Origin of the sequence: Rhizobium sp. PRIMUS64, assembly GCF_023006465.1 — a bacterium.
Taxonomy (GTDB): Bacteria; Pseudomonadota; Alphaproteobacteria; order Rhizobiales; family Rhizobiaceae; genus Rhizobium; species Rhizobium leguminosarum.
Genome location: NZ_JALBGX010000187.1, coordinates 1 through 10,478 on the forward strand (window position 1 = coordinate 1; position 10,478 = coordinate 10,478).

Annotated in this window: 11 protein-coding genes and 1 pseudogene; 3 read left to right on the forward strand and 9 right to left on the reverse strand. The window is 63.2% G+C overall.

What is annotated here, in order from left to right; translation table 11 throughout:
• The 6 genes from lpxK to MOV76_RS36100 all read right to left on the reverse strand — a co-directional run.
• Positions 1–559: tetraacyldisaccharide 4'-kinase (gene lpxK, locus MOV76_RS36075; protein ID WP_247266345.1), on the reverse strand; the 559-nt coding region annotated here is incomplete at its 3' end.
• Positions 560–841: 282 nt separating this feature from the next.
• Entirely contained in the window at positions 842–1,564 is a 723-nt protein-coding gene (locus MOV76_RS36080; RefSeq protein WP_222284445.1) for an HAD family hydrolase, read from the reverse strand.
• A 9-nt stretch (positions 1,565–1,573) separates the two neighbouring features.
• Positions 1,574–2,893: a lipid IV(A) 3-deoxy-D-manno-octulosonic acid transferase gene (waaA, locus tag MOV76_RS36085; protein ID WP_028734924.1), complete on the reverse strand. Its 1,320-nt coding sequence runs from the start codon at positions 2,891–2,893 to the stop codon at positions 1,574–1,576.
• Between the two features lie 171 nt (positions 2,894–3,064).
• A complete protein-coding gene (locus tag MOV76_RS36090; protein ID WP_018244984.1) occupies positions 3,065–3,313 on the reverse strand; it encodes a DUF4170 domain-containing protein in 249 nt (82 codons plus the stop codon).
• Positions 3,314–3,374: 61 nt separating this feature from the next.
• Positions 3,375–4,184, reverse strand: coding sequence for a 3'(2'),5'-bisphosphate nucleotidase CysQ (locus MOV76_RS36095; protein WP_065277911.1), 810 nt, complete (start codon positions 4,182–4,184; stop codon positions 3,375–3,377).
• 76 nt (positions 4,185–4,260) lie between these two features.
• Positions 4,261–5,607 (reverse strand): TldD/PmbA family protein, encoded by a 1,347-nt coding sequence (locus MOV76_RS36100; protein ID WP_018244982.1) that lies wholly within the window; start codon positions 5,605–5,607, stop codon positions 4,261–4,263.
• Positions 5,608–5,726: 119 nt separating this feature from the next.
• On the opposite strand from MOV76_RS36100, the gene MOV76_RS36105 reads away from it, so the two are divergent.
• The 3 genes from MOV76_RS36105 (at position 5,727) to MOV76_RS36115 (ending at position 8,573) form a co-directional block, all read left to right on the forward strand.
• Positions 5,727–7,541 (forward strand): monovalent cation:proton antiporter-2 (CPA2) family protein, encoded by a 1,815-nt coding sequence (locus MOV76_RS36105; RefSeq protein ID WP_115157036.1) that lies wholly within the window; start codon positions 5,727–5,729, stop codon positions 7,539–7,541.
• Positions 7,542–7,661: 120 nt separating this feature from the next.
• A complete protein-coding gene (locus MOV76_RS36110) occupies positions 7,662–8,033 on the forward strand; it encodes a VOC family protein (protein WP_247266346.1) in 372 nt (123 codons plus the stop codon).
• A gap of 3 nt (positions 8,034–8,036) precedes the next feature.
• A complete protein-coding gene (locus tag MOV76_RS36115; protein ID WP_065277840.1) occupies positions 8,037–8,573 on the forward strand; it encodes an EVE domain-containing protein in 537 nt (178 codons plus the stop codon).
• A 140-nt stretch (positions 8,574–8,713) separates the two neighbouring features.
• Here the strand turns inward: MOV76_RS36115 and MOV76_RS36125 are convergent, their stop codons facing one another.
• The 3 genes and pseudogenes from MOV76_RS36125 to MOV76_RS36135 all read right to left on the reverse strand — a co-directional run.
• On the reverse strand, positions 8,714–9,595 hold the full coding sequence (locus MOV76_RS36125; protein WP_018244977.1) for a patatin-like phospholipase family protein: 882 nt from the start codon (positions 9,593–9,595) through the stop codon (positions 8,714–8,716).
• A 12-nt stretch (positions 9,596–9,607) separates the two neighbouring features.
• On the reverse strand, positions 9,608–10,168 hold the full coding sequence (rsmD, locus tag MOV76_RS36130; RefSeq protein WP_017959156.1) for a 16S rRNA (guanine(966)-N(2))-methyltransferase RsmD: 561 nt from the start codon (positions 10,166–10,168) through the stop codon (positions 9,608–9,610).
• Positions 10,149–10,478, reverse strand: a pseudogene (locus tag MOV76_RS36135) (pseudouridine synthase); the annotation flags it as partial. The gene rsmD and the pseudogene MOV76_RS36135, both read right to left, overlap by 20 nt.

Consider the following 10,478-nt stretch of genomic DNA (forward strand, 5'->3'; position numbering starts at 1 on the left):
CAGAACGCAGCTGCTGGCGGATCGGCGCGCGGACCGGACCGCCCGGCACGATATGGCCGTTGCCGAGGCCGCGGGTCGCATCGATGACGAGCAGGGCATAGTCGATCGCCAGCCGGGCACTCTGGAAACCGTCATCCATGATGATGAGATCGGCGCCCTCCGCCACCAGCCGCGCAGCCCCTTCGACGCGCCGGCGGGAAATCACCGTCAGTGCTTCCTGGGCAAGCAGCAACGGCTCGTCGCCGACGGCGCCCGCCCGGTGATGATCGGGATCGACCACCGTCGTCACATCGAGCGAGCCGCCGTAACCCCTGCTGAGAAAGCCGGGTTTCAGCCCCTTCGCCTTGGCGGCGCGGGCGATCGTCAGCGCCGTCGGCGTCTTGCCGGCGCCGCCGACGGTGAAATTGCCAACGCAGATGACGGGAACCGGAACAGAGGCGCGGCGCGCATGGGCCATGCGGTGGCCGGCGATACGGCCATACAGAAAAGAAAGCGGCAGCAGCAGCCAGGCCCGCCAATCGGCTTTCCTCCACCAGAACGGTGGCGCTTCGGATATCATCTTGCCGTCCCGCTCCCCTGCCCGGCTTGTTCTCACGCAATCCCTTGGGAAAGTCGCTGCGCGCTTTTCCCGGCAAAACCGCTGTGCACTTTTGCTGGAATTGCTTTAGCCACAGCCAGCCCCTTGCTTTTCGACCGGACGGATTGAGAAGCCAAAACCTGAAAAAATGCAAGCCCTTACGGCACCGCGCCTCCGACAGGACGCGTCAAGGACGCTCTACGACTTTGAACCGGCACTTAACCGCGAAAATCGATTCCGATGTTCGCGGTTAAGTGCCGGCGGTCAGGCGGGCTGCAGATCGGGCAGCAGGGTCTCGATGGCGGTGATATCGTCAAGCACGTGATCGGCTGCGGCAGCAAGCGAATCCCGCGAACCGGTGCCGGTCAGCACCGCGATCCTCAGCCCCGTCCCGGCATTCAGACCCATATGCAGATCGTGGTTGTTGTCGCCGACCATGGCGACCTCTTCAGGCGAAAGACCGGTTGCAGCGCAGAAGCCGAGCACCATGCCGGGCTCCGGCTTGACGCCGAAACCGCTGTCGTAGCCGGCGATGTAATCGACATAGGGGGCAAAACCGAAACGTTCCGCCGTCTGGCGGATCGATCGTTCATTGTCGCTGGAGGCGACACCGAGCTTGAAGCCGCGCCGATGCAGCCGGGCGAAGAAACCGGCAAGATCGGTCACCGGCACGGAAAATTCGGCAGCGCTGGAAAAGAGCTCGTCAAGGCGGACCGTCAGTTCGCCGACATCGACCATCGAGCCCGCGGCAACGAGACCCTCGGCGATCTGGCGGGTATTGCCGGCGGCAAGCAGGCTGTCGGGAACGATATGGCCGGTCACCGGATCCATGCCGCAAGCGGAAAGCAGCCGGTCGGCGAGAGGCTCATCCCCCTGGGCTGCGATGCGGGCAAGCTCGCGGTTGACCGGCAGCCAGCTCTCATCATAGTCGAGCAGCGTGCCGTCCTTGTCGAAGAGAATGCCTTTGATAGGGGACGCTACCGACATCATATCTCCTTAGACCTGGGCCACGGCCTTGGGCAACAGCCGCGCCTTCACCGTCAGCGGATTGATATAGGGTTCCAGCCCCTTCACCGTCGCCGTCAGCGCGCCGCGCATCTCGTGCACGGCGGTGATGCCGGCCTCGATCATATTGCGGCGGGCTTCGTCGTTGATCAGCAGGTAATGCACGCCCTTGGCCAGCATTTCGGTATCGCGCACCATGCGGGCGCTGCCGCTGCGGGCAAGCTTCTGATAGGCATCGCGGAAATTCTGCACATGGCCGCCGGAGAGAATGGCGCAGCCGAGCATGGCAGGCTCCAGAGGATTCTGGCCGCCTTCGGCAAAGAGCGAGCGGCCGACGAAGGCGATTTCCGTCAGTCTCAAATAGAGGCCCATTTCGCCGATCGTATCGCCAAGGAAGATATCGACATCGGCGGACAAGACATCGTCGCGGGTGCGGCGGGCGACCTTCAGCCCCTGCTTGACCAGGGCCGCCTCGATCTCGTCGCTGCGCTCGGGATGGCGCGGCACGATGATCGTCAATTGGCGATCTCGCTCCCTCAGCGCCCGGTGAACGATGGCTGCGGCATTCTCCTCGCCGTCGAAGGTCGAGATCGCCGCCCAGGTCTTGCGCTCGCCGATCTGCTTCTTATAGCGGGCGAGGACAGCGCTGTCATAAGGCGGTGCGTCGGTATCGACCTTCAGATTGCCCGAGGTGATGACAGGGACAGCGCCGAGATCGCGGAAACGTTCGGCATCGACATCCGACTGGGCGATGACGAGGGCAAGATTCTCGAACAAGGCTTCGGCAATCGCCGGGCGCCGGCGCCAGCGGGCAAAGGAGCGGTCCGACATGCGGGCATTGATCAGGATCTGCGGAATGCGGCGGTGGCCGAGTTCCAGTACCGTTGCCGGCCAGATCTCGGATTCGGCGATGATGGCGCAATCGGGCTGCCAATAATCGAGGAAGCGGCTGACGGAGGGCTTCAGGTCGAGCGGCACGTATTGATGGATCGCTTCCTGGCCGAGGCGCTCGGCGGCGAGCTTGGCGGAGGTGATGGTGCCGGTCGTCAGGATGACATGAATGTCGCGGCGGCGGATTTCACGGATCAGCGGGATGACGGCGTTGGTTTCACCGACGCTTGCGGCATGAAACCAGACGAGCGGGCCTTGCGGCCGGTTGGCGCTCGGATAGCCAAAACGTTCCAGGCGGCGGGCCCGGTCTTCCTTGCCCTTGGCCGTGCGGTAGGTGATATAGAGGCCGACCACAGGAGAGGCCACGGTTCCCGCCAGACGGTATGCGTTCAGACCGAAGCGCGCCATCCTGGAGCTCATTGCGCCAGCCTCCGATCAAAACCGATCGACATCAAACCCATTCCCTAATTATCGTTGCGGCCGCAATGGCCGATTAATTTGTTCAGAATGCGTCCAACAATCCGGATCGACGGGCGCCCGATGCACCAAAGCCCCGCTCGACGAGCGGCCGGCCGGCAGCACTTGCCAAGGTCAGTTGCCCCTGGCCTTTTCCTGCGGATCGAGCAAACGATGCATGTGGACGATGAAGTAGCGCATATGCGCATTGTCGACCGTCTGCTGCGCCTTCGCCTTCCAGGCCGTCAGCGCCGTGGCATAATCCGGGAAAATACCGACGATATCGAGACCCTGCAGATCACGGAACTGGACGTCATCGAGGCTTTCCAGTTCGCCGCCAAAAACGAGATGCAGAAGTTGCTTCTTGTCACCGGATTCAGTCATTTTTTGTTCTCTTTCTGCCTATTCTCCTCCGCCACCCATCTGCGGGATTTTGACGGAAACGTCAACTGTCTCGTCGCTCCGCAAAGGCCGCGAGGAATTCGCCGAGGCGGCGCGTTGGGGCCGCGCAGAGAACTTTGTGGGTGACTTCGGCGCGGTTGTAGACGATCGGCTGGCCTTCGATGTCGACGAGGCCGCCGCCGGCACAGACAAGGATCAGATCGGCGGCGGCAAGGTCCCAATCATGGGAATTGCCCTTGACGAAGGTGCCTTCGAGACGACCGTCCGCCACCATGGCGATGCGATAGGCGAGCGAGGGAATGTATTTCTCGCGCGTCACCCGGTCGCGGAATTCCGTCGGAAAGGTCTTCAGCAGGTCGTCGCCGATCGCAAGGCGGCTCATCTCTTCCGCTCCGGCGGCCGAAACGGTGAAGGGCACGCCGTTCTTCAGCGCCACGCCGCCCTCGACCGCCTCATAGAGCTCCTCGAGCGCCGGGGCATAGAGCACGCCGGCCACCGGCCGGCCGCGATGAACCACCGCAACGCTGACGCACCAGACCTTCTGCCCGCCGAGGAAGGCGCGCGTGCCGTCAATCGGATCGATGATGAACAGTGTCTCGCGTGAGAGACGGTCGGCATCGTCGTCGGTTTCCTCCGACAGCCAGCCATAATCCGGCCGGGCCTTGCGCAGGATGGTCTCGAGCGTCTTGTTTGCAGCGAAATCGGCAGCGCTGACAGGAGACCGGTCCTCGTTCTTCCACCAGACCTCGGGAGACTGGTTGAAGAAGCCGAAAGCGACGGCGCCCGCCTCTCTCGCAGCATCGGCGATCAGCGTGAGATCGCTCTGCCACCGGGCTTTCTCCATGTCGCTCATCAGATCAATCCATTTCTGAACTACAGTTGGAGCATGATATCGTCCGAAAACCGCGCACACTTTTCGGCATCATGCTCTAGCGTCCGGCAAGCGTCATGCCTTCGATGGCGAAGGTGGGGGCCGCGACGCCGAACTTGCGGTCGATGTCGTTTGCCGGCGTCAGGCGCATGAACATCTCCTTGAGGTTCGAGGCGATCGTCACCTCGGAGACCGGGAAGGTGAGTTCGCCGTTCTCGATCCAGAAGCCGGTGGCGCCGCGGCTGTATTCGCCGGTGATCATGTTGACGCCGTGGCCGATCAATTCGGTGACATAAAAACCGTTGCCGACGCTGCGGATCAAATCCTCCGGCGAAATGTCGCCGGGTTCCAACGCAAGGTTGGTGGAGGAAGGCGAGACGGCGGTGCCGCCGCGCACGCCGCGGCCGTTGGTCTCGAGGCCGAGCTCGCGCGCGGTCGAGGTCGAGAGGAACCAGTGCTTCAAAACACCATCCTCGATCATGACAAGCCGCTCGCCGGACACACCCTCGCCATCGAAGGGCCGCGAGGAGGGCCCACGCACGATCAGCGGATCGTCGGTGATCGACAGGCCCGACTTCAGCACCTGCTGACCCATTCTGTCGCGCAGGAAACTGGACTTCCGGGCGACGGAAGCACCATTGATCGCACCGGCGATATGGCCGACGAAGCCGCGGGCGACACGCGGGTCGAAGATCACCGTGACGTCCTTGCCGGTCGGCACCTGGCGCGGATTGACGCGCTTGATCACCCGTTCGCCGGCGCGGCGGCCGATTTCAGCGGGGTCGTCGAGCTCGGCATAATAGAGACGGCTGTCGAAATCATAATCGCGCTCCATGCCGGTGCCTTCACCGGCGATGACGCTGACGGAATGGCCGAAACGCGAGGCCATGTAACTGCCTTCGAATCCGTGCGAGGTGGCAAGAACGAGGCCGCCCATGCCGGCTGAGGCGCCGGCGCCGGAGGAATTGGTTACACCCTTGACCGCAAGCGCGGCCGCCTCAGCCGCAAGACCCGCCTCGCGCAGCATCTCGGAGGAGACCTCCGTGGTATCGAGCAATTGCAGGTCGGGATAGGATCTCGAAAGGCTCGCCTCATCCGCCAGGCAGGCGAAGGGGTCTTCCGGGGAAACCTTGGCCATGGCAACGGCGCGTTCGGCAAGCGCCTGAAGATCGAAGCCCGGATTGGCCGAAACGCTGGCGACGCGCTTGCCGATGAAGACGCGCAGGGAAAAATCGTCGCTTTCGGAGGATTCCGTGCCCTCGACCTTGCCGAGGCGCACGCTGACCGATTGCGAGCGCGACCGGACGACGACGGCATCGGCGGCATCAGCCCCTGCCTTCCTTGCCAGATCGATCAATTGAGTTGCGCGGGAAAGAAGTGTCGAGGAATCAATTTCAGAGGACATGATTTGGCCTTTCCTTCGGCTTCCATTTATTGTGCACTCTCCCAAGCATCAAGGCCGCCGCCGCCGATTCTTTATCGGGGCTGCCTGCGTGCTCCCTGCCGTTGAAAGAAATTGTCAGCATGTCAGCGCCCAATGCCCTTTTTTCCGAAACGATCCTGCTGCTTGGCGGCGCGGTGGTCGCCGCTCCGATCTTCAAGAAGCTCGGGCTCGGCACGGTGCTCGGCTACCTCGCCGCCGGCATCGTCATCGGCCCGGTCTTCCACGGCATCACCGACGGCGAACAGATCCTCGCCGTCGCCGAACTCGGCGTCGTCTTCCTGCTCTTCATCATCGGACTGGAGCTGAAGCCCACCCGCCTCTGGCAGATGCGGCGCGACATCTTCGGCCTCGGCACGGCGCAGGTGGTGGTGACGGGGCTGGCGCTGACCGCACTTGCCTGGTTTTCCCAAGTTCTCGACTGGCGCGGCAGCATCGTTGCCGGATTTGGCCTGGCGCTGTCTTCGACCGCCTTTGCCATGCAGATCCTCGAGGGCGACGGCGACGTCAACACCAGATACGGGCAACGTTCCTTTTCGATGCTGCTGTTCCAGGACCTGGCAATCGTGCCGCTGCTGGCTCTGATCACCATCCTCGATGGCGGCGACAAGGGCAACAACGCACCGCTGTTGGATTTCGCGGTCGCCGTCGGTGCGGTTGCGGCGATGATCGTCATGGGACGCTACCTGCTAACGCCGCTTTTCCAGATCATCGCTCGGACCGGCGCGCGCGAGGCAATGATCGCGGCCGCCCTCTTCGTCGTCATGGGATCGGCGAGCCTGATGCAACTTGCCGGGCTTTCGATGGCGATGGGCGCCTTCTTATCCGGCGTGATGCTTGCCGAATCCTCCTACCGGCACGAGCTGGAGGCGGATATCGAGCCTTTCCGCGGCGTGTTGCTCGCTATCTTCTTCATCGCCGTCGGCCTGTCGCTGGAACTCGACGTTCTCGCCGACAACGCGCTCTTCGTCATCGTCGCCGTGCCGATCGTCATGGCCGTCAAGGCGATCGTCATCTATGGGCTCTGCCGGATCTCGGGCTCCCCGCACGACGATGCGATCCGCATCGCCTTCCTGCTACCGCAGGGCGGCGAATTCGGTTTCGTGCTGTTCACCACGGCGGGTACGGTCGGGCTGATGTCGACGAGCACGGCCTCGCTGCTGGTCGCGGTCGTCACGCTGTCCATGGCGCTGACGCCGATCGGATCGGCCCTTTCGAAGCGGCTGCTGCGCGGCGACGAGCAGGAGGAGCTGGACGAGGATTTCGAGGGCGCCAGCGCCGACGTACTGATGGTCGGCTTCTCGCGTTTCGGCCAGATCGCCGCCCAGATCCTGCTTGCCGGAGGGCGCAGCGTCACCGTCATCGATTTTTCGGCCGACCGCATCCGCCAGGCCTCCTCTTTCGGCTTCCGCATCTATTTCGGCGACGGCGCCCGCAAGGACGTGCTGCGCTCGGCCGGCATCGACCGGGCGAAGATCGTGCTCGTCTGCACGCAGAAGAAGGAAATCACCGACAAGGTGGTGGAGCTGGTGCAGGCCGACTATCCGCAGACGCGGCTCTACGTGCGCTCCTACGACCGCATCCATTCGATCGAACTGCGCAACAAGGGTGTCGACTACGAGCTGCGTGAAACGCTGGAATCGGGCCTGCTCTTCGGGCGGCGAACACTGGAGGCGCTTGGCGTTTCCGAGGTCGACGCCTATGAAATCGGCGAGGATATCCGCAAGCGCGACGAGGCGCGTCTGGTGCTGCAGGTGTCCGAAGGGCTGCAGGCCGGGCGCGACATGCTGTTTTCCCACCCCGTCCGCCCCGAACCGCTGGTCAAGCCGAAACGTGCTGCCGATCCCTTCGAGGACGATCCGTTGGCCGGAACGGCGGATGCGACGGCGGACGCTTAGATCAACTCCAGGACGTGCGAAGCTTGAGCGTGGCGAACTCGCCGCCGGGGACTCGCTACTGCCAGAATCTGTCAGCATGTTTCTGTAAATGTCCTCCTGACTGACAAACAGGAGCTTACCGTGATCGACAGCAACAGCATTCTACTCTTCGTCGCCGACGCGCCAAAGAGCGCCAGCTTCTATACCCGACTGCTCGGGCTGGACACCGTTGAGGCCAGCCCGACCTTCGCCATGTTCATCCTGCCTTCGGGTCTGGCACTTGGGCTCTGGGGCAAGACGGGCGTTGAGCCGGCGCCAGCTCCCACGGGCGGCGGCTGCGACCTCGGTTTCAAAGTCGCGACAGCAGACCTGGTCGATACGCTTCACACCGAATGGCAAGGCAAGGGCGCGACCATCCTTTTGCCGCCGACCGACCTCGATTTCGGCCGTAGCTTTGTCGCGGCGGATCCCGACGGGCATCGCCTGCGCGTCTATAACGTGGCGGAAGCCTGAAACATGTCCCGCAACTGGATCGCAGTGGCATCGGCAAACCATGTACGCATCGGGCGGGAAGCGGGTTTCATGCAGGTTTGTCACGGAAAGGCCGCTCCGCTTAGGCGGAGCGCGCCTGGTGACCGCGTGATCTACTATTCGCCGACCGAAACATTTGGCGGCAGGGATCGGCTGCAAGCGTTGACTGCAATTGGCATGGTCAAGGAAACTGATGCATATCAGGTGGAAGTTCATCCCGACTTCCGCCCCTGGAGGCGGGATGTCGCCTGGTGGCCGGCCATGGAAACGCCTATCCGGCCACTGCTCGACCGACTATCCTTCACAAGCGGTCGGGCAAGCTGGGGCTATCAACTTCGCTTTGGCCTCTTCGAGATCGACAATGACGATGCCGAGCTGATAGCCGAAGCGATGCTCGGTGAAACGCCCGCGGAATTTGGGCTGCCCGACCGGTTTGGAACCTCGCGAAAAACAGCACGGGCCCCAGCCTCCGCTTCCTTGACCCGTCCATCTTCGCGCGGGTCTGCACCGAACATCGGCTGACCAAGCCTTCATCCGTGGACCAACGGTCAATCCGACCGACAGAGCGGTTCAGCTTTTCATTGAAGCGCAGAGCCGCTCTAACTTTTTGTTCTTAAGCAATTCCGGGCGGAAAACCGCTTCGCACTTTTCCTGGAATTGCTCTAGCGTTTCAGCCGCGCCTCGATTTCCCGGTCAAGGGCGAATTTCAAATCGTCCTTGACGCCGACGGACATGGCGAGGACTTCGCGGGCCTTGAGGAAATCCATGACGCCGGTGCGGCCGACCGTCGGGCGCAGGAAGATGTGCGGCGGGCGAAGCTTGAGCTTCAGCGAGATCGCCGTCTGCATCATCAGCTGGCCGGAACCGAAGATGCTCTCCATGCGGTTCGGAATATGGGTGCCGTCGCCTTCCGGCGCGCCGACGACATCGATGCCGACGACGATGTCGGCAAGATCCATCAGGCATTCATAGGGCACCGGATTGCTGATGCCGCCGTCGATCATCACTCGGTCGCGCAGGCGCACCGGCATGAAGACGGCGGGGATGGCGGACGAGGCGGCCAGCGCCGGAAACAGCTCGCCCTGCTCGATGATGACTTCGCACTGCCCGTAATAATCGGTGGTGATCACCTTCATCGGAACCAGCAGGTCCTCGAAGCGGGCCGGCAGTTCGGACGGCAGGAAGGCTTTCAGGATCCGCTCCAGATTGAACTGGCCAATGCGGATACCCTTGGCCACCGCATCGCGCACCGTCGCCGGTCTCAGGCCCCAAATGCGGGCGACGACCGCCGTCTTGTTGCCGACGGTCGTCAGCGCATGTTCGCGGATTTCGGCGCCGGACATGCCGGCAGCCATGCCGGCGCCCATGATCGCGCCCATCGACGAGCCCGATACCGCCACCGGGCGGATGCCGAGTTCATCGAGCGTTTCGATGATATGGATATGGGAAAGCCCGCGCGCGCCGCCGCCGCCGAAAGCAACCGCGACCGTCGGCAGATCGCTGATCGCGGGCAATTTCGGGCTGATGATCTCTGCCTGCTGCACGCCCGCCCCCGCTTACTGCGGCTGATATCGGAAGAAATGCACCCTCGTATCGCCAAAGATGCGGCTTTCGAGGAAAACATAGGAAGGATGGACGGAAACGACAATATCGGCGCGTTCTTCGAGCACGGCGATTGCGCCCGGCCGTAGCCAGCCGCCCTCGGCCGCCGCCGCCATCGCCTTCTCACCGAGACCCTTGCCATAGGGCGGGTCGGCAAAGAGCACGTCGAAGGGTTCGAGATTGCCGACGCTACCGAGATCTGTCGCATCCCGGCGCAGGATGCGCGTGCGGCCATGCAGGCCGAGCGCATCGATGTTTTCCCAGAGCAGCGCCCTGCCCTCGACGCTGTTTTCGACGAAAAGTGCATGGCGACAGCCGCGTGAAACGGCTTCGAGGCCGACGGCGCCGGTGCCGGCAAAAAGGTCGAGGATCCGGGTGCCATCGACGCATTCCGGATAGGCATGGCTCAATATATTGAACAGGCTCTCGCGCGTCCGGTCGGCAGTCGGCCGGATCTCGTTGGATTTTGGCACGGCGAGAGGCCGTCCGCGAAACTCACCGCCGACGATCCGCACCGCGCGTCATTCCTTTTCCTTTAGCACCACCTCTGGACGGCCCGCCTGCAGGCCTGTCGCCGCCCGGCCTGTCACCACCGGGTTTGGCGCCTTTCGGCTTGCCGGAAAAACTCTTGGCCCCACCAGGCTTGGCCCCACCGGGCTTGGCCGCAAAGCCCTTGCCGCGCGGCCTGTCACCAGAAGGCCTGTCACCCGAGGGCTTGTCCCCGAACGGTCTTTCACCGCGCGGACGCTCGGAGCGCCCCTCTCCGGCAAAGCTTCTGGCTGCTCGCGGACGCTCATCACCGTCCTCGCGCGGCCTGCGATCGCC

Bases quoted from the DNA above. Each gene is read 5' to 3' on its own strand.
- MOV76_RS36080 (WP_222284445.1), bottom strand. From the start codon at position 1,564: ATGTCGGTAGCGTCCCCTATCAAAGGCATTCTCTTCGACAAGGACGGC.
- waaA (WP_028734924.1), bottom strand. From the start codon at position 2,893: ATGAGCTCCAGGATGGCGCGCTTCGGTCTGAACGCATACCGTCTGGCG.
- MOV76_RS36090 (WP_018244984.1), bottom strand. From the start codon at position 3,313: ATGACTGAATCCGGTGACAAGAAGCAACTTCTGCATCTCGTTTTTGGC.
- MOV76_RS36095 (WP_065277911.1), bottom strand. From the start codon at position 4,184: ATGAGCGACATGGAGAAAGCCCGGTGGCAGAGCGATCTCACGCTGATC.
- MOV76_RS36100 (WP_018244982.1), bottom strand. From the start codon at position 5,607: ATGTCCTCTGAAATTGATTCCTCGACACTTCTTTCCCGCGCAACTCAA.
- MOV76_RS36105 (WP_115157036.1), top strand. From the start codon at position 5,727: ATGTCAGCGCCCAATGCCCTTTTTTCCGAAACGATCCTGCTGCTTGGC.
- MOV76_RS36115 (WP_065277840.1), top strand. From the start codon at position 8,037: ATGTCCCGCAACTGGATCGCAGTGGCATCGGCAAACCATGTACGCATC.